Source organism: Streptomyces sp. NPDC058221 (assembly GCF_042882365.1).
In the GTDB taxonomy this organism is placed as follows: domain Bacteria; phylum Actinomycetota; class Actinomycetes; order Streptomycetales; family Streptomycetaceae; genus Streptomyces.
The window spans coordinates 84,065-107,155 of sequence record NZ_JBHVWF010000007.1 but is presented as its reverse complement, the minus strand read 5'-3'; the positions used below and the strand labels follow the sequence as shown (position 1 = coordinate 107,155).

Genomic DNA, 23,091 nt, shown 5'->3' with positions numbered 1-23,091 from the left:
GGCGTACGACCCGGCCCCCCTCTCGGACCCGGGTGAACACGCCATTTTTGAGGAGACGCCCCGGAGGGGCACCGCCCCCCACCCACCGGGCAAGGGGCGCACCCCGCGGGGAACCAAATCAAGCCCGTCCGGCGATTGAGGACAAAAGGACCCGCACCCCGGAACCCGGCGACGCCCGCGGACCCGGGCTGTCGTAGTCCACCCGTAGACTTCACCCGTGGCAGGCAGGATCAATGACGACGACGTGAAGGCGGTCCGGGACGCGGTCCCGATCGACGCCGTCGTTTCCGAGTACCTCCAGCTGCGCAACGCGGGCGGTGGGAACCTCAAGGGCCTGTGCCCCTTCCACGACGAGAAGTCCCCCTCCTTCCAGGTCAGTCCGAGCAAGGGTCTCTTCCACTGCTTCGGCTGCCAGGAGGGCGGCGACACGATCGCCTTCGTGATGAAGATCGATCACCTCCAGTTCTCCGAGGTGGTCGAGCGGCTCGCCGCCAAGGCCGGCATCACCCTGCGGTACGAGGAGGGCGGGTACAACCCCTCCCACCAGCGCGGTGAGCGGATCCGGCTGGTCGAGGCGCACAAGGTGGCCGCCCAGTTCTACGTCGAGCAGCTCGACGGCCCCGAGGCCGAGATCGGCCGCAAGTTCCTCGCCGAGCGCGGCTTCGACCAGGCCGCGGCCGCCCACTTCGGCGTCGGCTACAGCCCGGCCGGCTGGGACCACCTCACCCGCTATCTGCGCGGCAAGGGCTTCAGCGACAAGGAGCTGATCGCCTCCGGCATCTCCCAGGACGGCAGGCGCGGCCCCATCGACCGTTTCCGCGGCCGGCTGATGTGGCCCATCAGCGACACCGCGGGCGACATCGTCGGCTTCGGCGCCCGCAAGCTGCGCGACGACGACAACGGCCCGAAGTACCTCAACACCCCCGAGACCGCGATCTACAAGAAGTCCCAGGTGCTGTACGGCATCGACCTGGCCAAGAAGGACATCGCGAAGGCCAGCCGGGCCGTTGTCGTCGAGGGCTACACCGACGTGATGGCCTGCCACCTCGCCGGGGTCACCACCGCCATCGCCACCTGCGGCACGGCGTTCGGCGGCGACCACATCAAGATCCTTCGCCGGCTCCTGATGGACAACGGCAGCGCCCGGGTGATCTTCACCTTCGACGGTGACGCGGCCGGCCAGAAGGCCGCCCTGCGCGCCTTCGAGGACGACCAGAAGTTCGCCGCCGAGACCTACATCGCCATCGCCCCCGAGAACATGGACCCGTGCGATCTGCGGCTGGCCAAGGGCGACGAGGCCGTCCGCGACCTGGTCGAACCCCGCACGCCGCTCTTCGAGTTCGCGCTCCGCCAGATCGTCGCCCGCTACGACCTGGAGACCCCGGCGGGCCGCGCCGCCGCGCTCGACGAGGCCGCCCCCGTCGTCGCCAAGATCAAGACCGGCAGCGTCCAGCGTGAGGTCGCCGTCCAGCTCGCCGGCTTCGTCGGCATCCTGGACCAGGAGTACGTCGTGCACCGGGTCAACCAGCTCGCCCAGTGGGCCCGGGGCCGGGGCGGCGACCAGCGAGGTCCCGCACGGTCCTCCTCCCGCGCCGGCGCACAGCACCAGCAGGTCCAGGCCCCCGTCGTCCCCTCCGGCCCCGCGCTCAACCTCCGCAGCCCCGCCCACCGCACCGAGCGTGAGCTGCTCAAGCTCGCCCTGCAGAAGCCCGCCCTGGTCTCCCCGGCCTTCGACGCCTACGGGGCGGACGAGTTCACCGCCCCGCCGTACGCCGCGGTCCGCCAGTGCATCGCGGAGGCGGGCGGCGCGGAGCTGGGCGTCCCCGAGACCCGCGAATACCTCGTCCAGGTGCTCGACGCGACCCCCAACGAGACGGTGCGCAAGCTGGTCACCGAGCTGGCGGTCGAGGTCTTCCACGGCAAGTCCATCGACGAGGCGTACGCGGGCGAGCATCTGGTCAAGGTCCGGCTGCGCGCCGTCGACCGCCGGATCAACGACGTCCAGGGCAGCCTCACCCGGCTCGGCAGCAATGTCGCCCCCGAGCACCTGGCCGCCGCGCAGAACGAGGTCTGGGTCCTCCAGCAGTACGCGCAGTCCCTGCGCAACAGCGGAGCTGACGCGCTCTGACCGGCCTCGGGCCCCCGCGTAACCGCCCGGTCACGCGGCGAACTCAGAAAGTCCCCGCACGCCCCTCGTGGCAGCTGTGTGTCGTACCCCACACTGGGTGGCGGTGTTAGACCGACCGGATTGCCATTCGGTCTGAGTCATCGGAGCGCGGCCGGCCCACCGAACGGTGGTCCTCCATCCCCGCGGTCCGGCAGCGATCACCTGGAGGTCGCCCCCGTGCAGACCCGGACCGTCACCAAGACCGAGCCCGTCCCGGCAATCCCCGCGCAGACCCGGGCCGTACATCATCCGGAGGCCGCGGCGGACCGGCCGCCGCCCGTGCCCGAACGGCAGCACCCGCCCGGGGCGGCGGCGGACCCGCAGGACATCCCCGACCCACCCGAGGCAGTCATGGAGGAGTCAGCGGAGCTGCCGGAACCTCCCGCGCAGCGCGGCCGCCCCGACACCGCCGGACCGTCGTCCGACCTGTTCCGGCAGTACCTGCGGGAGATCGGCCGCATCCCGCTGCTGACCGCCGCCGACGAGGTGGAGCTCGCCCGCTGCGTGGAGGCCGGGCTCTTCGCCGAGGAACGCCTCGCCCGCACCCCCGACCCCGACACCCGGCTCGCCGTCGACCTGGACCGGCTGGTGGTGATGGGCCGGATGGCCAAACGCCGCCTCATCGAGGCAAATCTGCGCCTGGTCGTCTCGGTGGCCAAACGCTACGTCGGCCGCGGACTGACGATGCTCGACCTCGTCCAGGAGGGAAACCTCGGACTGATCCGGGCGGTCGAGAAGTTCGACTACGCCCGCGGCTACAAGTTCTCGACGTACGCGACCTGGTGGATCCGGCAGGCCATGTCCCGCGCCCTCGCCGACCAGGCGCGGACCATAAGGGTCCCGGTCCATGTCGTCGAACTGATCAACCGCGTCGTCCGGGTCCAGCGCCGGATGCTCCAGGAGCGCGGCTACGAGCCGACGCCCGAGGAGGTCGCCGACCAGCTCGACCTCACCCCGGAGCGGGTCGGCGAGGTGCTGCGGCTGGCCCAGGAGCCCGTGTCGCTGCACGCCCCGGTCGGCGAGGAGGACGACGTCTCGCTCGGCGATCTGATCGAGGACGGGGATGCCGCCTCCCCGGTCGAGTCCGCCGCCTTCCTGCTGCTGCGCGAACACCTGGAGGCGGTGCTCTCCACGCTCAACGAGCGCGAGCGGAAGGTGGTGCAGCTGCGGTACGGGCTGGCCGACGGCCGGCCCCGCACGCTGGAGGAGATAGGACGGATATTCGGCGTGACCCGTGAACGCATCCGCCAGATCGAGTCCAAGACCCTCAACAAGCTGCGGGACCACGCCTTCGCCGACCAGCTCCGCGGCTACCTCGACTGAGCACGCGTACACGCGCTCGTGTGCCGGGGCAGCCGCGGAACACCGCCGTGGCCGATGACTAGTCGACCTCGGCGACCGCCTGCGCGAACTGGGCCGCGTACAGCCTGGCGTACGCGCCGTGCGCCTCCAGCAGCTCGTCGTGCGTGCCCTGTTCGACGATCGAGCCGTCCTCCATCACCAGGATGACGTCGGCGTCCCGGATGGTGGAGAGCCGGTGCGCGATCACGAAGCTCGTACGACCGTGCGCGAGGTGCGCCATCGCCTTCTGGATCAGCACCTCGGTACGGGTGTCCACCGAGCTGGTCGCCTCGTCGAGGACCAGTATCACCGGGTCGGACAGGAACGCCCGCGCGATGGTGATCAGCTGCTTCTCGCCCGCGCTGACGCCGGTGCCCTCGTCGTCGATCACCGTGTCGTAGCCGTCCGGCAGGGTGCGGATGAAGCGGTCGGCGTGGGCCGCCCGCGCCGCCTCCTCGATCTGCTCCCGGCTGACCTCGCCCGAGGCGCCGTACGCGATGTTCTCCGCGATGGTCCCGCCGAACAGCCAGGTGTCCTGGAGGACCATGCCGATCCCCGACCGCAGGTCGTCGCGCGACATCGTCGCGACATCGACCCCGTCGAGGGTGATCCGGCCGCCCGTCACCTCGTAGAACCGCATCAGCAGATTGACCAGCGTCGTCTTGCCGGCGCCGGTCGGGCCGACGATCGCGACCGTGTGGCCCGGTTCGACACTCAGCGACAGTTCCTCGATGAGCGGCTTCTCCGGGTCGTAGCGGAACGACACGTTCTCCAGCGAGACGTTGCCGCGCAGAATCCCGGGGTGCCCGCCCTCGCCCTTCGCGGGGTCGGGGTCCTGCTCCTCGGCGTCGAGCAGTTCGAAGATCCGCTCGGCCGAGGCCACCCCGGACTGCACCAGGTTCGCCATCGAGGCGACCTGGGTCAGCGGCAGGGAGAACTGCCGCGAGTACTGGATGAAGGCCTGCACATCACCGATCGAGAGCGCGCCCGAGGCGACCCGCAGGCCACCGATCACGGCGATCAGCACATAGTTCAGGTTCGACACGAACATCATCAGCGGCTGCATGATCCCGCTGTTGAACTGCGCCTTGAACCCAGCCTCGTACAGTGCGTCGTTCTGCTCGGCGAAGTCCCGCGCGGACTCGTCCTGCCGGCCGAAGACCTTCACCAGGGTGTGCCCGGTGTACATCTCCTCGATGTGGGCGTTGAGCTTGCCCGTCACCTTCCACTGCTGCACGAACTGCGGCTGCGAGCGCTTGCCCACCTTCGTCGCCACGACCACCGACAGCGGCACCGTCACCAGTGCGACGAGAGCGAGCAGCGGAGAGATCCAGAACATCATGATCAGCACGCCGACGATGGTCAGCACCGAGTTGACGAGCTGGCCCATGGTCTGCTGCATCGTCTGGGAGATGTTGTCGATGTCGTTCGTCGCCCGGCTGAGCACCTCGCCGCGCTTCTGCTGGTCGAAGTACGACAGCGGGAGCCTGGACAGCTTCGTCTGGATGTCCTCGCGCATCTGGAACACGACCCGGTTGATCACCCGGATCGACAGCCGCGTCGACACCAGCATCAGCAGTCCGGCACCGACGTACACGGCCAGTGCCGCGAGCAGCACCTGGCCGATCGCGTCGAAGTCCATGCCCTGCCCGGGGGTGAAGTCCACCTTGGAGAGCATGTCGGCCAGGCCGCTGTTGGTCCTGTGCAGGCCCTCGATGGCCTGCTCCTTGGTCGTCCCCTCCGGCATCTGCCGCCCGATGACCCCGGCGAACACCAGGTCGGTGGCCTTGCCGAGGATCTTCGGGCCGACCACCGAGAACGCCACGCTCAGCGCACCGGCCACCAGCATCACGTACAGCGTGGTCTTCTCCGCGGTGAAGCGCTTCAGCAGCCGCTTCGAGGAGCCCTTGAAGTCCATGGACCGCTCGGTCGGCGCCCCGCCCGCCATCATGCGTCCGCCAGGCCCGGCCATTACGCGGCCTCCGCTTCCGTCAGCTGGGAGAGAACGATCTCCCGGTATGTTTCATTGCCGTCCATCAGCTCGTGATGACTGCCGGAGCCGACGACCCGGCCCTCGTCCAGGACCAGGATCCGGTCGGCGTCGCGGATGGTGGACACCCGCTGCGCGACGATCACCACGGTCGCGGCCGCGGTCTCGCGCAGCAGGGCCGCACGCAGTGCGGCGTCCGTGGCGTAGTCCAGCGCGGAGAACGAGTCGTCGAAGAGGTAGATCTCCGGCTTCTGGACCAGCGTCCGGGCGATCGACAGCCGCTGTCTCTGTCCGCCGGAGACATTGGTGCCGCCCTGCGCGATCGGTGCGTCGAGCCCGTGTTCCAGTCCCTCGACGAACTCCTTGGCCTGGGCGACCTCCAGCGCGTGCCACAGCTCCTCGTCGCTCGCGTCCGGGTTGCCGTACCGCAGATTGGTCGCGACCGTTCCGGAGAACAGGTACGGCTTCTGCGGGACGAGGCTCACGGTCTTCGCCAGCAGCACTGGGTCCAGCGTCCGTACGTCCGTTCCGTCGACCAGCACCTGGCCGTCCGTCACGTCGAACAGCCGAGGTACGAGACCGAGCAGCGTCGACTTTCCGCTGCCCGTCGACCCGATGATCGCGGTCGTCTCGCCGGGCCTGGCCACCAGATCAACCGACCTGAGCACCGATGCCTCGGCGCCCGGGTAGCGGAAGTCCGCACCCCGGACCTCCAGGTGGCCGTGGGCGCGCAGCTCGCGCACCGGATCGACCGGTGGCACCACGCTGGAATCGGTCTCCAGGACCTCCTGGATGCGCTCGGCACAGACCTCGGCGCGCGGCACCATGATGAACATGAAGGTGGCCATCATCACCGACATGACGATCTGCATCAGATAGGAGAGGAACGCGGTGAGCGCCCCGATCTGCATCCCGCCGCTGTCGATCCGGTGCGCGCCGAACCAGACGACGGCGACCGACGAGACGTTCACGACCGTCATCACGGTCGGGAACATCAGTGCCATCAGCCGGCCGGTGGACAGTGCCACGTCCGTCAGCTCGGTGTTGGCGCCGCGGAACCGCTCCTCCTCGTAGTCGTCGCGGACGAAGGCACGGATGACCCGGTTGCCGGTGATCTGCTCGCGCAGCACCCGGTTCACCGTGTCGAGCCGCTCCTGCATCGTGCGGAACAGCGGACGCATCTGCCTCACGATCAGGCTGACCGCGATCCCGAGGACCGGCACCACCGCGAGGAGCACCGCGGACAGCGGGACGTCCTGGCCGAGCGCCATGATGATGCCGCCGACACACATGATCGGGGCCGAGACCATCAGCGTGAACGTCATCAGGACCAGCATCTGGACCTGCTGGACGTCGTTGGTCGTACGGGTGATCAGGGTGGGTGCGCCGAACCGGCCGAGCTCACGCGCGGAGAACGACTGGACCCGGTCGAAGATCGACGCCCGGACATCGCGGCCGAGCGCGGACGCGGTACGGGAGCCGATGTAGACGGCCCCGATGTTGCAGACCACCTGGGCGATGCTGACGACGATCATGGCGCCGCCGTACTGAAGGATGTAGCCCGTGTCTCCCTTGACGACACCGTTGTCAATGATGTCGGCGTTCAGGGTGGGCAGATAGAGGGCGGCGCAGGTCTGCAGCAGCTGGAAGACCACCAGCAGCGCGATCGGCTTCTTGTACGGACCGAGATAGGCCCGCAGGAGTTTTATGAGCACGCGTGTCTCTCGGAGTCGGCGTAGATCGGGAGTCGACTCATTTTCCGGCACCGCCTGCCGGGACCGCGAACGTTTTTATTCAAGTCCAGGTCAAAAAACGGACCCGGTCCATAATTTTGCATCGGAACACTGTCCCGGAGCCCGGCCATGTGACGGAAGGTATGCGGGTCAGCGCGCGGAGTCGAAGGCCCCCGGGTGGATCTGGTCCCGCGTCGCCGTGTACTGCTGGCGCACCGCCTGGCCCACCGCCAGCTCCTCACCGGGATCCAGCACCTGCGCCTCGGCGTCCTGCCACGACGGGGGAGTGCGTGGATCGAGCGTCCCCTGTGAGACCCCCAGCGCCCAGGCCGCCTGCCGGGCCGCACCCAGCGCCGCGTACTGCGCCGGCTCCGGCACGACCACCTGCGTCCCCAGCAGCGTGGGCGCGATCGTCTGCACCGCGGACAGCTCGGCGGCGGCGCCCAGCAGGAACACCCGCCGCACCTCGACCCCGCGACCGCGCAGCACGTCCAGCGCGTCGGCCAGCGAGCAGAGCATCCCCTCGAACGCGGCCCGCGCGAGGTGCTCCGGCTTCATCGACTCGCGCCGCAACCCGCTCAGCGTCCCGGCGGTGTGCGGCAGATGCGGGGTCCGCTCGCCCTCCAGATACGGCAGGAGTACCAGTCCGGAGGCACCGGGCGTCGACTTCAGCGCCAGCGCCGACAGCTCCTCCAGTCCCTCCACGTCCAGCATCTCGGCGGTGCCGCGCAGCGCGCGCACCGCGTTCGACGTGTAGACCACCGGCAGATGCATCCCGGTGGCGTCCGCGAACGAGTTGATCATCCCGGTGGGATCGGCCAGCGCCTCGTGGTGCACCGCCATCACCGAGCCCGAGGCCCCCAGCGACACCACCGCGTCGCCGACCCCGACCCCGAGCCCGAACGCCGCCGCCATCGTCTCGCCGGTCCCCGCGGAGATCAGCAGCCCCTCGGGCGTCGTCCCGGCCGCCTCGCAGGGGCCGAGCACCTCGGGCAGTGCCGCTTGCCGGCCGAGCGCGAGCTCCACCAGATCCGGCCGGTAGGACTCGCCGGCCGCCGACCAGTAACCGCTGCCGGACGCGGCGCCCCGGTCCGTGGTCCGCCGCGACGGGCGGCCCAGCAGCTGCCACACCAGCCAGTCGTGCGGCTGGAGCACAGCGGCGACCCGCTGCGCCGTCTCCGGCTCGGTCCGCGACAGCCAGCGCAGCTTCGACACCGGCTGGGCTGCCTGCGGTACCGCTCCGACCGCCTCGGCCCAGGCCTGCCGCCCGCCGAGCCCGTCGATCAGATCGGCCGCGGCCACCTGCGCCCGCTTGTCGTTTCCGAGCAGCGCGGGACGTACGAGATTGCCCTGGCGGTCCAGCGGTACGAGCCCGTGCTGCTGCGCGGACACACCGATGGCCTGCACGCCTTCGAGCAGCCCGCCGGTGGCCGCCTCACCGAGTGAGAGCAGCCATACCTGCGGATCGACCTCGGTGGCCTTCGCCTCCACGGGATGTGCGGCGTACCCCTGGCGCAGTACGGCACCCGTGTCCGTATCGCAGACCACGATGTGCGTGAAGGCGGAAGAACTGTCCAAGCCGGCGACTATGCCCATACACAGATTCTGCCGCACCGCCGGAGCATTCCTGCACCGGCGGTGCGGCAGATGTGGAGAGGACGGGTCTCAGGTGTTGGTCGTACCCCAGTCGTCCTCGCCGTTCGGACCGCGCCCGCGCAGCGAACGCACCCGGTCGGCGACCGAGGCCGGCATCTTGTCGCCGACCTTCTCGCCCACCACGTGGGCCGCCTTGCCGGCGAACTCGCGACCGCTCTGGGCCGCGGACTCGCAGGTGTTGCGCACGGCCGGGTTCTGGGAGAACTGGCGTGCGGACTTCTTCAGCTGCTCGTAACGCTCGCGCCCGGCACGCGTGCCGAGCACGTAACCGAGGGCCACTCCGGCGATGAACGTGAGCCGGTACCGCATGGCTGCCACCCTTCCTTCTCTCCGTGCGACGTGTGCTGCTCGCCTACCCGCAGGCACCGGAGATCACCCCGGCCGATACCGATTGGCAAAGCACCCCCCTGCTTGCGCTAATGTATGTGTCGCAGCGAACGTGCGCCGCCCGGCAGCCGCCAGGCAGGTGTTGTTCGAGGCGACGCAGCAATCCCCTGTAGCTCAATTGGCAGAGCAGCCGGCTGTTAACCGGCAGGTTACTGGTTCGAGTCCAGTCGGGGGAGCGCGATCCCCTGTAGCTCAATTGGCAGAGCATTCGGCTGTTAACCGGAGGGTTACTGGTTCGAGTCCAGTCGGGGGAGCGGAACGGAAGAGGGCCCTGCGGGGTCCTTTTTCGCGTGTCCGGAACCGGTCCTGCGGAGGTCCGCCACCGTGGTGCTTGTGGGGCTGGCGTGACTCTTTCGCGTCAACTTCACGTCGACCGGAACCGGGCAGCGACCAGCGCAGTCTTCATGGTCACGAGTACCCGGGCATCCGAAGCGAGAGATCGTATGACCGGCTATGCTGCGGCAGACGGCGCGTACACATGTACGCGCCACGCCGAAAAGGGGCGGTAGCTCAGCCGGTTAGAGCAGCGGACTCATAATCCGTCGGCCGTGGGTTCGAGTCCCACCCGCCCCACCAGTTTTGCCCTGCGGAAACGTTCGACCTGCGGAAACGTGGATCTCGCGGCGCTTTTCCGTGCGGTATTGGTCGCGCGCCGTGCGGTACTGAACCCGTCTCGCAGTGTGCCGGCGCACCTTGGATACGTCTGCCCTGACTGAGCAGTACCCCGACACCTTCCGTCCGGAAGTCCTCGACGTCACCGGCACCATTGCCCTGCGCAAGGCGGTGGACGCCGCGTTCGCCGCCGGTCGCGTCGACGTGATCGTCTCCACCGCCGGCTACGGTCTGTTCGGCGCCGCCGAGGAGATTACCGACGCCCGGGTCGACCACATCCTCGCCACCAGCCTCACCGGCTCGATCACCCTGATCCGCGCCGCCCTGCCGCACCTGCGTGCTCAAGGCGGGGGACGCATCGCGGTGACTCGCCAGCGATCGGGGACCGGCCGATGAGCACAACCCCGGGCAGCTTCGACCAGTACGTTCTCGCCGAGCACCGCCACGTCCTGGCTGTCCCCGGCCAACTCGGCTACGACATCGCGTGCCCACTGCCGACGGGCCTGCTCACAGAGCATGGCGCCTGTTCTCCCACATCACAACGAATTGGTGTGTAAGGCCCCTGACCAGCCATGACTACCGCCGCTGGCGACCCCTTCCGCCCGAGCGTGTTCCGCCCGGTCGTGGCTGAGGCTGCCGTGCACAGTGCACCCCATCCGGCCGTGGAACCTGCCACCTTCACACGGCGTTGCCCGGTAACTGCCGTTCTTACCCACGCCGACGGCAGTCCCCGGCCGTGTCCCGCGTGATCAACATGCGGTCACCCCGGGTGAGCGTGACGATCGAAGTAAAGGCAATAGCCAGGGCCGGCATCGGCCCGAGGCTCTCCAGCAGGAAGAGGGCACTGACCGACTCCTCGGTGAGCCGGGTGCGTACGCCCTCACGCGCCTCGCCGCCTCGGCTGTAGGAGGTCGGTACCGAAGGCAAGGGGAAGGACGACGATATGAGGCAGCCGCTCCCGCGCGTACGGAGCGGGGCGCTGCCGCCTCGTCGTCCTGTCGGGCGACGACTCAGCGTAGCGCGCAGGGTGGTTCCGTGGACGCGCCGATGATCCGACCTGATGTCGCCCACCTCTGGCACTCCAGGCTCTGATGCTTCGCGGAAGCCCGCGTCGCCGTAGGGGCGCAATCGGCATGATGATGTGAGGGAGTGGACCATGAGAGCTTTGACCTGGCACGGAAAGCGCGACGTGCGCATCGACAACGTCCCGGACCCGAAGATTCAGGACCCGACCGACGTCATCGTGAAGATCACGTCAAGCGGAATCTGCGGATCCGATCTGCATTTGTACGAGGTGCTCGGCCCCTTCCTCGACCCCGGAGACATCTTGGGGCACGAGCCGATGGGCATCGTCGAGGAGACAGGTCCGGAAGTCAGCGCTCTGGCGGTGGGGGACCGGGTGGTGGTCCCCTTCAACATTTCGTGCGGAACGTGCTGGATGTGTGACCAGGGCCTGCACTCGCAGTGTGAGACGACCCAGGTGAGGGAGCGCGGCATGGGCGCTTCCCTCTTCGGCTTCTCCAAGCTCTACGGCCAGGTGCCCGGGGGACAGGCGGAGTTTCTACGAGTGCCTTTCGGCAACACCCTGCCGGTGAAGGTGCCGCACGGCCCGCCGGACGACCGGTTCGTCTACCTGAGCGATGTTCTGCCCACCGCATGGCAGTCCGTGCAGTATGCCGATATCCCCGAGGGCGGCAGCGTCACGGTGCTGGGCCTGGGCCCGATCGGTGACATGGCCACGCGCATCGCCCTGCACCAGGGCGCCGAACTCGTCATCGGAGTGGACCTGGTGCCCGAGCGCCTCGCCCGCGCCCGCGCGAACGGGGTACACACCCTGGACAGCAACGAGCACGGCAAGGACGTCGCCGAGGAGATCCGCCGCCTCACCCACGGGCGCGGGACGGACGCCGTCATCGAGGCCGTCGGCATGGAAGCGCACGGCGCACCGGTCACCAACGCCGTCCAGCAGTTCGCCGGACTGCTTCCGAACACGGTCGGGGAGAAGCTGATGGTCCGCGCCGGGTTGGACAGCATGGCGGCGTTCAATCTGGCCGTCGAGGCCGTCCGCCGCGGCGGCACCATCTCCGTCATCGGCGTCTACGGCGGCGCCATCGACCCCGTGCCGATGTTGACTCTCTTCGACAAGCAGATTCAGCTGCGCATGGGCCAGGCCAACGTCAGGCGATGGGTGGACACCATCCTCCCCCTCCTGAACGACGCCGATCCGCTGGGCGTGGACCGCTTCGCCACCCACCGGCTGCCACTGGAAGAGGGACCCCAGGCATACAGGACCTTCCAGGCGAAGCAGGACGGCATGATCAAGACACTGCTCACCCCCTGACGCCGCGCTCGGACACAAGGCCGGAAGGCGCCGTATCGGACAGGCGACCGGGAGGTGCAGAGGCACCTCCATGCCGCCGGCGCGGCGTTGGCGTCGACGGTAGCCACGTTGCTGGGTCCGAGGGCGTCGGATGAGGTGCGGGCCCCGTCCGGCGCAATTTCGCGCCAGGCCCGGCATGGCTGCCTGAACACGGGGCACGCGTGGGCGGCATGACCCTTACTTCGTCGGAGGCCGGGAGACAGCCGCTCGGCGCGTCCTTGGCTCCGCGCGGAGCCCCGTCCCCTGCGCCAAGGAGCCAACGCCCGTGCGTGCACTGTCACTTGTCTGCAGCCTCAATCCTTCACCCACTCCTTCCAGCAGCCAGCATCTCGCCGAACAGGTGATGGGAGAGCTTCGCGACCTCGGAGTGGAGGGCGAGATCGTGCGCGTGGCGGACCACGACATCAAGCCAGGAGTGGAAATCGACATGGGCGAGGGCGATGCCTGGCCCCGGCTGCGGGAGAAGATGCTGGCTGCCGACATCCTGCTCGTCGCCACACCCATCTGGCTCGGACACCCCTCCAGCATCTGCCAGCGCGTACTGGAACGACTCGACGCGGAACTGTCGGAAACCGATGGACAAGGCCGCCTGCTCACCTACGGAAAAGTGGCGGCCGCAGCCGTGGTGGGCAACGAGGACGGCGCCCACAAAGTGAGCGCGGACCTCTTCCAGGGCCTCAACGACCTCGGCTTCTCCCTCGCCCCCGGCGCCGTCACCTACTGGGTCGGCGAGGCGCAGCAAGGCACGGACTACCAGGATCTCGACCGGACGCCGGAGGCCGTCGCCTCCACCACGCGCACCCTGGCCGTCAACGCCGTACACCTGGCGAAGCAGCTCTCCTCCCATCCGTACCCCGCCGGCTGAACGCACAGTTCGCCGGCACGGGAGCATCCATCCCCGATGTGCGCATCACGGAGCAAGGAGGGGGCAAGTGGCTTGTCGAGAGCGGATATCCGCCGGGAGGTACCGGCTTTCCGTCGAGGCCGCGAACGTGAGCCGATCGGTTCAGCACACCTTCACCGAGCCGGGGTACGAACGGCAGAAACTGGTGCAGTCGCTCAAGGCAGCCGGCGCGGCCGTCATCGCCTGGGCCGTAACCGGGTGGTGGCTGCAGGCACCGATGGCCCTCCTGGCCCCATGGACGGCGATAGCCCTGGTGACCAGCACCGTCTACCAGTCGCTGCGCACGGGAACACAGCAGTTGATGGTCATCGTGGTGGGAACCTTGTGGGCATCCGCCGCCATGGCCCTCACCGACGACAACACCGTCATCGCGATGATCCTGACATTGCCCGCCATGATGCTGATCGGCAATTACCGCCACTTGGGCATCCAAGGCATCTACGGGGCCACCACGGCACTCTTCGTCATCACCGACGACTCCGGCGCCGCACCCGAGGTGGGACACCGCCTGCTGGAGACCTTGATCGGCGCAGCCGTGGGGATCACAGCCAACGCACTTGTGCTCGCCCCCACCCACCTGCAGAACGTCCGGGCACGGCTGCGCCGCCTCGCTGAGGACAGCAGCGCGCTCCTGAACACGATGGCCGACGGGCTGCGTAACGACAGCGGACTGTCGCACGCCAGGACATGGCACGAACGCGCCTCTTGCCTCAACCTCAGCCTCGATGACCTCAGCAACGCCCGCCGCTGGGCCTCGGAGGGCTCGCGCTTCAACCCTGGACGGCGACTGCGTCGCTCCGGGGCTCAGCCGCCGCATCCGGATGCCGACATCATGTGGGACCGGGTGTGCACCCGCATCCTCGCTCTCACCCGGACCCTGAGCGACGAACAGGAACTACCACCGGCCTCCGCACCCTTCCTGGCCCAGCTCTCCCTGGTGCTGGAGCGGGCATCCCACGTCTGCGGCGCGGAGGGTGAGCTCCTCCGACCGAGTGCAGAGGCAGAAGCGGTCCGGGCCGACCGGGCCTCAGAACTCGACGAGGCGTTCGCCCTCCTCGATGCACTCGCCGATCCCTTCCGCCACGAGCGCCAGCCGGCAACGGCCCTGGCCGGTGTGCTGCTGCTGGAGACCAGACAACTCATGCTGGTCTTGGCTGCCGACGCAGCAGAGCCGAGGTGAAGTGGTCCACCAAGCACCGTTAACGGCTGAGCACGGCGCCGGGCGTACGGCCGCCTGTACGTTCTTTGCGGCAGCCGGCAGCCGGCAGCCGGCACCCGACGGCCCGGGCAGAGGCGGAGGAGCGGATCACGATTCCGAGTTATGAGCCGCTGCCCTTCCTGCGCAAGGCTGTTGGCTTGTGGACGGCTCTGCGGCCGGATTTGTCGCTCTCGACCTCGTACTGTGGTTCGTCCTCCGAGGCGTCGACCGTACGCCCGGCCACCTCGGCGCGTTTCGTGATCTTCTTCTCTACTTTCCCGGAAGCGCTGTGCCCGTGGCTGCTCCACGAGACCTGCTCACCCTTTTCGAGCTCGTTGTCGTCAGCCACGACTCACGCTCCTTCACCTTCGGCCCCTGCGACGGACTGGGTTCTTCACTGTCCCGCCCTTCCTGGCCCGGCGCATTACGGCGGGGCCGCTTCGGCGGCGAACGCCGACTCGACGGGCAGGTCGCCACCTACCAGCCGAGCAGTTGGTAGGACCGACGGCTCGGCTGGCGTGCTGGTGCCCCCCCCCGCATGGTGGACACGCGCCCAGGCGGCGGACCCGGATACGCGTACGGCCGATACTCGTCTCCGGAAGGAGGAGCGAACTTGAGGACAGCCCAGGCGAGCACTGCTCATCGGAGGAGGACTGCACCCGATCATCGCTTGCTGAAGCACCGCGACGTTGTCGACACCGATGGTGAGCAGGATCCGCGACTCCGCTCCAGTCCCCGCGTTCTCCTTGGCCACCAGCCCGAGGGCGGTGTCGCCGATGCGCCGGCCGAGGTAGAACGCTGGGGCCTCCCTCCGGTACGCAAAAGATCTCTTCAGCGCCGAACCACTTCGTGGAGAAGCCGAGCAGAACCGCTCGGCCGGCAGATACCGGCGCAAGCCGCTCGAGCCGTCAGACGCGTCGGCCGGATACAGCTGCTCGCCCGCCGTCGCCGAGCAGGCCAGTCGACGAAAAATCCGATCGCATCAGTTCCTGACGGGACAGCCGGGTAACCAGTCCCGGCAGGAGCGCACGGACTGCCTGCACGTTCCGCAGCCACCCTGGAATGTAGACCGTCGGCGCTCGCCGTTCGACAGCTCTCACCAACGCCTCGGCCACCTCCTCGACCGGGTAGACCTTGCGGGCCGGGCGGGGCATGTGCGCGCGTAGCTCCCGCAGCACGGCATGCTGATCGGCATCGCGAATCATGTCCGTGTCCGTCCAGTTCAGGTACGCCGTTCCCACACCGACACCTCGGGGAGAGACCTCGGCGCGAAGGGACTGGGCGAAGGACTCGACCCCGGCTTTGGAGGCGCAGTATGCGCTCATCATCGGTGCCGCGCCGATCGATGCCAGTGAGGCGATCTGCAGGTAGTAGCCGCGTGTACCGAGCAGATCGGGCAGGAACGCCCGCGCGGTGATGGAACTGCCCACGAGGTTCACCTCGATCACGCGGCGCCAGGTATCGGGGTCGGAGTCGGCGAACGGTCCGCCCTCGGCGACCCCCGCATTGGCCACCACAATAGCCACGCGGCCCAGCCGGCTACGGATTCCCTCGGCGGCTGCTGACATCGCCGCGTCGTCCGTCACATCCACGTGCCAGTGCTGCGACGGGGTCGGGAGACCAGCGGCCACCTCGGCCAGAGCCTCCTCCTCAAGCCCGAGCAGGGCCACATGGGCACCACGCTCGGCCAGCTGCCGGGCGACGGCCTTTCCTACTCCTCGGGCGGCACCCGTCACCACAGCGGTGCGGCCGCGCAGAACGTGCTTGTCGGCACTCACCGAAACTCCTCGATGTCGGTCGTTCGAAACCAGGCAGTTGGATTTCGCGCTCTTCCACATATGCTCCCTTCCTTTGCGGACCGGCGCCTGCGAGGGGCGGCGGCCCGGATGTGCGGGTGGTGCGTGAACGCCATCCAGCACGCCACCGCGATCAGCGTGGGCGGCATCGCTCTGCAGGGTCATGTCAATCGCGCTTTCCTCTACCGCCACCGCGAAGAACACCCGTACCAGCGGGGGTGTCCCTATGCAGTTGGTCAAAGTCGGAGGCCAGTAGGTTCGGGTGGTCGAGGGTGGGGCCGGGCCGTAGGGATGGGTATGGGCGATAGCCAGGTCACGATCGAGCTCACGGCTGATGAGGCGCTGGTGCTGTCTCATTGGCTGGAGAAGCTCCAGATGACGGACAAGTCTGAAGCCGCCCTCGCCAAACTCGCGGGCATCGCGCCCGTGCCCACCGGCTCCGGCATGACCAGCGGCCGGCATCGCATCAACCACGGCAGCTCAACGCCGCGATGTACCGCACCGTCATCGTCCGCAGGCAAGACGAAACGCGAGATCATCCGCTGCCTCAAGCGGTACGTCATCCGCGAGGCCCACCACCTGATCCGACCCGCACCACGGACGCTTCCCGGAACGAGTTGACGACTATAGGAGCATCAACGCCCTCATGGAGTCCGCGATCGGACTGTTCAGGACCGAGCTGATCAAACCGGGGCAGCCCTGGAGGACTCTCTCCCAGGCCGAGCTGGCCACCGCGGAGTGGGTGGACCGGTACGGCCACCACCGGCTCCACGGTGGAACAGGGCACATCCCGCCCGTCGAATACGAGACCAACTACTACCTCGCGACCACGAAACACCAGGTCACCACCACAATCCGAGCTCTCTACCGAACCCGGAACGGTTCAGTTGGTCAGTTCATGACCGTGGCCGCCTTGTCCGCTGTCGTCCGGAGGGTGCGGATCCAGTGCCGCACCGTGTCCGTGCCGGCTTCCGGTGGCAGGTTGAGGAGCCGGAGGGCGATCCGCGGATGTGTGTCGGGCCCGTCCACGAGCACCGACACCGAGTAGAGATCGTAGGTCCGGCCCGGCAGAAGGTCGGGCTCGTAGAGGCTTACCGATGTCGCGGTCAGCTCGTGGATCTGGCGTACATGGGACGGCATGCTGTTGAGCGAGGAGTAGGCCGCCATCAGGGCACGGCGTTCGCCGGCCAGTTCCGAGGTGAGGCACAGGGAGTAGCCGCGTTCCCGCACCGCCGCGAGGTTGCGGCGCACCTGGTCGAGCGTGGCGTCCGGGTCGGAGTCGTCGCGGGCTCGGGACAGGTGGCGGGTCCATGCCTCTTCCCCCTCGGCTCCGGCGTCGCTGAGGAAGACGGAACCGAGCGGCGCCATGTGGGGTACGCGTTGGCCGACCACGGATCGGCCGGCTGTCCGGGTGCTCTGGGCGCTGAGCACGGTGACGATCTCGTCGGCCACCTTGGCCTGGACCGTGCAGTCCACGCCGAGCTCCTCCTGGCAGGCTTCCACCTCGGCGCGGATGCGCTCCGCGAGCCGCACCGCCTCGATGAGGTCGGGGTCCGAGGCAGTCAGCGAGGGGAGGGAGAACCGTCCGTACCCGCCCTGGAAGAAGAGCAGCGGGAGGGACGGCCGGGTGACGGCGAGATCCTGCACGCGGCCCAGGACGATGTAGTGGTCGCCGCCCTCGGTGATGTTCTCCCAGGAGCATTCGATCCACGAAACCACGCCGTCCAGGATCGGGGCCCCGCCCGGGGCCGGCGACCAGTCGACGCCGTCGAACTTGTCCTGGCCGGGGGAGGCGAACCGGCGGCAGATCGCCTCCTGGTCGGCGGCGAGAACGTTGACGCAGAACGTGCCGCTTTCCTGGAGTGCGCCGAAGGTATGGGAGCCCTTGCGCGGCGAGAAGGCCACCAGCGGCGGGTCGAGCGAGATGGATGTGAAGGAACCGACGACCATGCCGGCCGGCTTCCCGGCGCTGTCGACGCCGGTGACGACGGCGACACCGGTCGGGTAGTGGCCGAGGGTGTCCCGGAACACCCGGGGGTCGATCTGGCCGCTGTGGGCGGGAGCAGTCATGGCCGTCACACCTTCGCCGTCGTCGTGGCGGGGGTCTTGTTCCCCTGTCTGATGAGCGTGTAGGCCTCGGCGCGCAGGGCGGAGAACTTGGGCAGCAGCTTCGTGGCGATCTGGTCGCGGGGCGAGGGGAGCTCGACATCGATGAGGGCTGCGACCTTGCCCGGCTTGCCGGACAGGACCAGGATCCGGTCGGCTAGGTAGACGGCCTCGTCGATGTCGTGGGTGACCAGCAGGACGGTGATGTTCAGCCGTTCCTTGAGACCGATCACGAGGTCTTCGAGGTCGGCGCGGGTCTGGGCGTCCACGGAGGCGAACGGTTCGTCCATGACGATGGCGCGGGGCTTGAACGCGAGGGCGCGGGCGATGGCGACGCGCTGCTGCATGCCGCCGGAGAGCTGCCAGGGGTAGCGGTCTCCCATGCCGGACAGGCCGACCTCGGCGAGCGCGCTCTCGCCGGCCTTGCGGCGTTCGGCCTTGGAGACTTTCGCGGAGCGGAGCGGCAGGGTGACGTTGTCGATGACGCTCAGCCAGGGCATGAGGGAGTTGCGGTAGTCCTGGAATACGACGGCGAGGCCGCGGGGGGCGGACTCGACCTTCTTGCCTTCGAAGGAGACTTCGCCGGAGGTGGGCCGGCACAGGCCGGTGAGGCACTGCAGCAGGGTGGTCTTGCCGACGCCGGAGGGGCCGACGATGGAGAGGAACTCGCCTGCCCGCACGGTGAAGTCGAGTCCCTCGAGGACGACGTGGTCCCCGTAGGAGTGGCCGAGCCCGCTGACCGCGAGGACGTCCTGCTCGTCCTGCTCGTCGTGCTTGGTGTTCGTGTGCATGGCTTTATTCACCTCTGGTGGTCCGTCATGCCGCGGTGCCAGGCGAGCGCCCGGTTCTCGACGAGCAGGAAGAGCTTGTTGAGCACATAGCCGGTGATGCCGAGCGCGATGATTCCCGACCACATGGAGGGGATACGGAAGCTGCGCTGGGCGTCGAGAACGAAGAATCCGACGCCGCCGGGGGTGCCGACCATTTCGCAGACCGCCATCGCCATGATGCACAGGGAGAGTGCGATCCGGGCGCCCGCGAAGACCTGCGGAGCGGCGGCGGGCAGGTACAGGAACCGCATGCGGTCGAGGAAGCTGATCCGGTAGCTGACCGCCACGTCCTTCAGTTGTTCGTTGAGGGCGCGGACGCCGTCGACCGTGTTGAGCATGATGGGGAAGAAGCCGACGAAGGCGATCGTCGCGATCTTCATCTCCTGGCCGGGGCCGAACAGAAGGATCATGATCGGGATCATGGCAACGCTGGGCATCGCCCGGAAGAACTCCATGACCGGGGCGAACGCCACCTCCAGTAGGCGGAACACCCCGAACAGCAGGCCTACGAGAACGCCGGTCACGACGGCCAGGGCGTACCCGGCAGCGAGCCGCTGCAGACTGGAGACCAGTGTGGTCGGGACGTTCTCGAAGAGCCAGTCGGCGCCGAAGGTCTCCAGGATCTTCGCCAGCGGCGGGAAGTAGAAGGACGTGCTCCCGGCGCTGACGATCCCCCACACGGCGAGCAGGAGGAGGGGGAGCCAGATCTCCCATCCGATCTTGCGCAGAATCTTCATGTCAGTGAGACCCCCTGACGGAGGGGTGCCACCACAGCACCCGCTTCTGTATCAAGCCGATGGCGATGTTCAGGACCATGCCGAGCAGGGCGGCTGTGGACGCGTAGACGAACATGGTGACGGAGTCACTGTTCGAGAGGGCCCCGTACAGGTCCCGGCCCACGCCGTCGACGTTGCCGAAGAACTCGCCGGCCACGGACATCAGCAGACTGATCACCGAGGCGATGCGGATGCCGGTCATGAGGAACGGCAGCGCGCTGGGGACGTAGATGCTGCGGATGCGTTCCCACAGCGTCAGATGGAAGGCAGCGCCGACCATCTTGAGCTGAGAACTCACCTGCTGCATCGCATAGGTGGACTGAATGACCAGCGGCCACACGGCGCCGAGCATGATCAGTACCAGTGACATCGAGGAGGTGCCGCCGAGCACCAGCAGGAGCAGGGGAAGGATGGCGATCGGCGGCACGGTGCGCATGAAGTCGACCACGAACTGGGAGCTCATGGTGACCCTGCGGTCGGAGCCGTTGAGGAGTCCGAGCGGGACGGCGATCGCGATGGAGAGTGCAAGGCCGACCACCGTGGTGGTCATGGTATTGCCGATGGACTGCCAGTACTGGGCGGTTTCCCCGAGGACGACGAGCTGGTCCCAGACCGCCACCGGAGTGGGGAGGCCCACGTTCTGCCCGGGGCCGATGGCGAAAGGTGCCAGAACACCAGTGTGATGATGATGCCGACGATGCGGGTCAGCAGGTTCTTGGTGCGGTCGGAGGAGTCCGCGCCTTTGCGCCCCGCGCTGGGGACGGCCTTTCCGGCGGGGCCGGTTGCAGGGGTTTCCTGGACAGATGTCATGGCGGGTGACCTCCTCAGCCCTGGCTCAGGAGGTCGTCGGCTTCGGGTGCCTTGTCCTTGGTTATGAGCCCGTACTTCACCATCTGGGACACGGCCCGGCCCACGTCGTCCGTCTCCAGGGGCTTCTCGTCGAAGGTCGGGTACGCGGCGGCCTTCAGCAGTGCCGGGGCACCTGGGCGAAGGGGCGGAGCTTCTTGGCGACCCCTGCCCGGTAGGCGGCGTCGGAGTTCGTCTTGTCGTTCGCCTTGAGAATGGCCCGCTGGAAGGCCGCTACGGTGGCCGGGTTCTCGTCAGCCATCTGCTGGGTGGCGGTGAGCATATAGGCCAGACCTCCTTCAGCGGTGGTGTAGTTGTCCAGATGCTTGAGTGCGGGGTCCTTCACCGCGGCCGTGCCCTTGGGCTCGGACGAGGTGGACGCGTCGACATTGCCGGACTTCAGGGCGCCGAGCTGGTCCGGCGCCTCGACGAACTTGATCTTTGAGGAGTCGCCACCGGCGGCGTCGACGGCGGAACGGACGTCGAGCCACACCTGGCTGTTGATCTGCGGTACCGCGATCGAGGCTGACGAGGGCCTGGGTGAGGGCGGTGCCTGACAGTCCGCGGACCGCTGCCTGCGCCTCCAGCCCGACCGAAAACTGCCTGCGGTGCTTCAGGAAACCTTCTGCTCAGGTGGTGGTGACCGCCGTCTGAACACCGATAGTGAAGGCTTCGCAGTTTCCGGACTCGTCCCGTTCCCCTCGCTCGCCACTCCCCGGAACAGCACGGTCTGCCGCCGCGCACGGAAAGACTGTGCGATGAGCCGGCCGGTGGCGTCCGCCTCTGCCGGGGTGCGTGATGCCTTCAGATCCGCGAAGGTCGAGCCGTCGAGCACGAACCGGTACTGGACGTCGGAGGCGTGGATCCGCCCGTAGGCGGAGTTGCTGTCATTTCTCGACGGTGACGGGGTGAGTGGCCAGCCTCGTGGGCGCCGAACGCGCTGACGGTGCTTGGCATATGAGGTTTTTTCGAGGAGGTCCTACGGGAGTGGGTGTCAGGCTTCGGGGATGGCGCGGCCGAAGTCCGCGAGGGTGACGGCCTCCGGCTCGGGCCCGCCGCGGCGGCCGGTCTCCAGGGCGTCGAGGGCGGCCACCTCGTCCGCGCCGAGCTCGAAGTCGAAGACGTCGATGTTCTCGGCGATGCGGTGCCGTTTGGTGGACTTGGGGATGACCGAGCGGCCGTGCTGGAGCCCCCAGCGCAGCAAGACCTGGGCCGGGCTCTTGCCGTGCGCTTCGGCGATACCGGTGACGGCCGGGTCCTGAAGGACGCTCTTGCGGTGCTCGCCGTACCCCGGGTAGAAGGTGATGCCGCCGATGGGGGACCACGCCTGGTTGAGGATGCCGTGGGCGTCATCGAAGTCGAGGACTGCGCGCTGCTGGAAGTAGGGGTGGATCTCCAGCTGATTGACGGCCGGCACGACGGTGGTGGCGTCGAGCAGGGCGGTCAGGTGGCCGACCATGAAGTTGCTGACGCCGATCGCGCGGACCTTGCCGTCGGCCAGGAGCTTCTCCAGCGCGCGGTAGGCGCCGAGGGTCTTGTCGAAGTCGGACGGCAGCGCCTGGTGCAGGATGAGCATGTCGATGCGGTCGAGGCCGAGCTTGGCGGCACTCTTGCCGAAGCTGTGCAGGGTCTCGTCGTAGCCGTAGTCGCTGATCCAGATCTTCGTCTCGACGAAGATGTCGTCGCGGGGCACGCCGGAGTCGCGGAGGGCATGGCCGACCTCGCGTTCGTTGCCATAGGCGGCCGCGGTGTCGATGTGGCGGTAGCCGAGGTCGAGGGCGGCCGTGACGGCGGCCCTGGTCTCGTCCGGCGGGGTCTGGAAGACGCCGAGTCCGAGAGCGGGCATCTCGACGCCGTTGTTGAGGGTGAGGGTCTGCATCAGAGGGACCTTTCCTTCCGGGGTGCCCGTGAGGGCAGATGAAAATCACGACGGTCGGGACGGCGAGCAGGACGGCGGAGCCCGCCAGGGCCGCGCCCGAGCGGGCCGCGATGTCGGATGCCGCGTGGCCGGTGGAGACGGTGGCGGCCACGGCGGTCAGGATGCTCAGGCTCAGCGCGCTGCCGATCCGGTGCACGGTGTCGACCGGGCCCGAGTCGGCCCCCGCGTCCTCGGGAGCGACGCCGCAGACGCCGCTGGAGGTCAGCGGGGCCGGCGCCGATGAGCACCATCGGCAGCGCCCCACCCGTCAGGTACGGCGTGCGCGGGCCGAACCGGCTCAGCCGCACCATGCCGGTCGCGGTCGGAACGACACCGACAACGATTCCGCACAGGAGCACCAGCGGCCGAGCGAGCTGAAGGGGCCTGGACGGGTCCGGGCCGGTGACGTGCCCGGTGTCGCCGCTCCCACGGGTGGGTACTGCGTGCACGG

Annotated in this window: 19 protein-coding genes, 3 tRNA genes and 2 pseudogenes; 11 read left to right on the top strand and 13 right to left on the bottom strand. The window is 68.3% G+C overall.

Translation table 11 applies throughout. The annotated features are described in order from the left end of the window. Window positions 1-217 precede the first annotated feature (217 nt). Together dnaG and ACFVW8_RS04520 are read left to right on the top strand one after the other, a co-directional pair. Complete coding sequence (gene dnaG, locus ACFVW8_RS04525) at window positions 218-2,128, top strand: DNA primase (RefSeq protein WP_389686089.1); 1,911 nt, start codon at window positions 218-220, stop codon at window positions 2,126-2,128. A 216-nt stretch (window positions 2,129-2,344) separates the two neighbouring features. Then, entirely contained in the window at window positions 2,345-3,490 is a 1,146-nt protein-coding gene (locus tag ACFVW8_RS04520; protein ID WP_389686088.1) for an RNA polymerase sigma factor, read from the top strand. Between the two features lie 58 nt (window positions 3,491-3,548). Here ACFVW8_RS04520 and ACFVW8_RS04515 read toward each other — a convergent pair whose 3' ends face one another. The 4 genes from ACFVW8_RS04515 to ACFVW8_RS04500 all read right to left on the bottom strand — a co-directional run bounded on the left by ACFVW8_RS04515 (window position 3,549) and on the right by ACFVW8_RS04500 (window position 9,196). Beyond that, on the bottom strand, window positions 3,549-5,480 hold the full coding sequence (locus ACFVW8_RS04515) for an ABC transporter ATP-binding protein (protein WP_389686087.1): 1,932 nt from the start codon (window positions 5,478-5,480) through the stop codon (window positions 3,549-3,551). Further along, on the bottom strand, window positions 5,480-7,213 hold the full coding sequence (locus tag ACFVW8_RS04510; protein ID WP_389686086.1) for an ABC transporter ATP-binding protein: 1,734 nt from the start codon (window positions 7,211-7,213) through the stop codon (window positions 5,480-5,482). The genes ACFVW8_RS04515 and ACFVW8_RS04510 overlap by 1 nt, the downstream gene beginning before the upstream one ends. A 168-nt stretch (window positions 7,214-7,381) precedes the next feature. Beyond that, window positions 7,382-8,827, bottom strand: a complete 1,446-nt coding sequence (locus tag ACFVW8_RS04505; RefSeq protein WP_389686085.1) for an FGGY family carbohydrate kinase — start codon at window positions 8,825-8,827, stop codon at window positions 7,382-7,384. A 69-nt stretch (window positions 8,828-8,896) separates the two neighbouring features. Continuing rightward, a complete protein-coding gene (locus ACFVW8_RS04500; protein WP_389686093.1) occupies window positions 8,897-9,196 on the bottom strand; it encodes a YtxH domain-containing protein in 300 nt (99 codons plus the stop codon). A gap of 181 nt (window positions 9,197-9,377) precedes the next feature. Between ACFVW8_RS04500 and ACFVW8_RS04495 the strand changes: the two genes are divergently transcribed. The 4 genes from ACFVW8_RS04495 (at window position 9,378) to ACFVW8_RS04480 (ending at window position 10,282) form a co-directional block, all read left to right on the top strand. Then, window positions 9,378-9,450: transfer RNA gene (locus ACFVW8_RS04495), tRNA-Asn, on the top strand. A 5-nt stretch (window positions 9,451-9,455) separates the two neighbouring features. Next, a tRNA-Asn gene (locus ACFVW8_RS04490) sits at window positions 9,456-9,528 on the top strand. A 245-nt stretch (window positions 9,529-9,773) separates the two neighbouring features. Beyond that, window positions 9,774-9,850 (top strand) — tRNA-Ile (locus ACFVW8_RS04485). Window positions 9,851-9,967: 117 nt separating this feature from the next. Further along, a complete protein-coding gene (locus tag ACFVW8_RS04480; protein WP_389686084.1) occupies window positions 9,968-10,282 on the top strand; it encodes an SDR family NAD(P)-dependent oxidoreductase in 315 nt (104 codons plus the stop codon). A 414-nt stretch (window positions 10,283-10,696) separates the two neighbouring features. Here the strand turns inward: ACFVW8_RS04480 and ACFVW8_RS04475 are convergent. After that, window positions 10,697-10,771, bottom strand: a pseudogene (locus tag ACFVW8_RS04475) (cytoplasmic protein); the annotation flags it as partial. A 271-nt stretch (window positions 10,772-11,042) separates the two neighbouring features. Between ACFVW8_RS04475 and ACFVW8_RS04470 the strand changes: the two are divergent. From ACFVW8_RS04470 to ACFVW8_RS04460, 3 genes are all read left to right on the top strand, one after another. Continuing rightward, the gene (locus tag ACFVW8_RS04470; protein WP_389686083.1) at window positions 11,043-12,227 is read left to right on the top strand and encodes a zinc-dependent alcohol dehydrogenase; all 1,185 of its coding nucleotides are present in this window, start codon (window positions 11,043-11,045) and stop codon (window positions 12,225-12,227) included. A gap of 304 nt (window positions 12,228-12,531) precedes the next feature. Next, entirely contained in the window at window positions 12,532-13,131 is a 600-nt protein-coding gene (locus ACFVW8_RS04465) for a flavodoxin family protein (RefSeq protein WP_389686082.1), read from the top strand. Between the two features lie 127 nt (window positions 13,132-13,258). Then, window positions 13,259-14,350 (top strand): aromatic acid exporter family protein, encoded by a 1,092-nt coding sequence (locus tag ACFVW8_RS04460; RefSeq protein ID WP_389686081.1) that lies wholly within the window; start codon window positions 13,259-13,261, stop codon window positions 14,348-14,350. A 139-nt stretch (window positions 14,351-14,489) separates the two neighbouring features. On the opposite strand, the gene ACFVW8_RS04455 is transcribed toward ACFVW8_RS04460, so the two are convergent. Together ACFVW8_RS04455 and ACFVW8_RS04450 are read right to left on the bottom strand one after the other, a co-directional pair. After that, window positions 14,490-14,717: a DUF2945 domain-containing protein gene (locus tag ACFVW8_RS04455; protein WP_389686080.1), complete on the bottom strand. Its 228-nt coding sequence runs from the start codon at window positions 14,715-14,717 to the stop codon at window positions 14,490-14,492. Window positions 14,718-15,276: 559 nt separating this feature from the next. Beyond that, a complete protein-coding gene (locus tag ACFVW8_RS04450; RefSeq protein WP_389686092.1) occupies window positions 15,277-16,146 on the bottom strand; it encodes an SDR family oxidoreductase in 870 nt (289 codons plus the stop codon). A gap of 315 nt (window positions 16,147-16,461) precedes the next feature. Here ACFVW8_RS04450 and ACFVW8_RS04445 point away from each other — a divergent pair, with 315 nt between their 5' ends. After that, window positions 16,462-16,785 carry a hypothetical protein gene (locus ACFVW8_RS04445; protein WP_389686079.1) on the top strand — a complete coding sequence of 108 codons (324 nt, stop codon included), beginning with the start codon at window positions 16,462-16,464 and terminating at the stop codon, window positions 16,783-16,785. Window positions 16,786-16,810: 25 nt separating this feature from the next. Next, a pseudogene (locus tag ACFVW8_RS04440) lies at window positions 16,811-16,948 on the top strand (integrase core domain-containing protein); the annotation flags it as partial. Between the two features lie 107 nt (window positions 16,949-17,055). On the opposite strand, the gene ACFVW8_RS04435 reads toward ACFVW8_RS04440, so the two are convergent. The 6 genes from ACFVW8_RS04435 to ACFVW8_RS04410 form a co-directional block, all read right to left on the bottom strand. Then, window positions 17,056-18,234, bottom strand: a complete 1,179-nt coding sequence (locus ACFVW8_RS04435; RefSeq protein WP_389686078.1) for a flavin reductase — start codon at window positions 18,232-18,234, stop codon at window positions 17,056-17,058. 5 nt (window positions 18,235-18,239) lie between these two features. Then, complete coding sequence (locus ACFVW8_RS04430; RefSeq protein ID WP_389686077.1) at window positions 18,240-19,061, bottom strand: ABC transporter ATP-binding protein; 822 nt, start codon at window positions 19,059-19,061, stop codon at window positions 18,240-18,242. 8 nt (window positions 19,062-19,069) lie between these two features. Beyond that, a complete protein-coding gene (locus tag ACFVW8_RS04425) occupies window positions 19,070-19,837 on the bottom strand; it encodes an ABC transporter permease (RefSeq protein ID WP_389686076.1) in 768 nt (255 codons plus the stop codon). Window position 19,838: 1 nt separating this feature from the next. After that, complete coding sequence (locus ACFVW8_RS04420; protein WP_389686075.1) at window positions 19,839-20,513, bottom strand: ABC transporter permease; 675 nt, start codon at window positions 20,511-20,513, stop codon at window positions 19,839-19,841. A gap of 327 nt (window positions 20,514-20,840) precedes the next feature. Next, window positions 20,841-21,242: an ABC transporter substrate-binding protein gene (locus ACFVW8_RS04415; RefSeq protein ID WP_389686091.1), complete on the bottom strand. Its 402-nt coding sequence runs from the start codon at window positions 21,240-21,242 to the stop codon at window positions 20,841-20,843. A gap of 474 nt (window positions 21,243-21,716) precedes the next feature. Then, window positions 21,717-22,601, bottom strand: a complete 885-nt coding sequence (locus ACFVW8_RS04410) for an aldo/keto reductase (RefSeq protein WP_389686074.1) — start codon at window positions 22,599-22,601, stop codon at window positions 21,717-21,719. Window positions 22,602-23,091 lie beyond the last annotated feature (490 nt).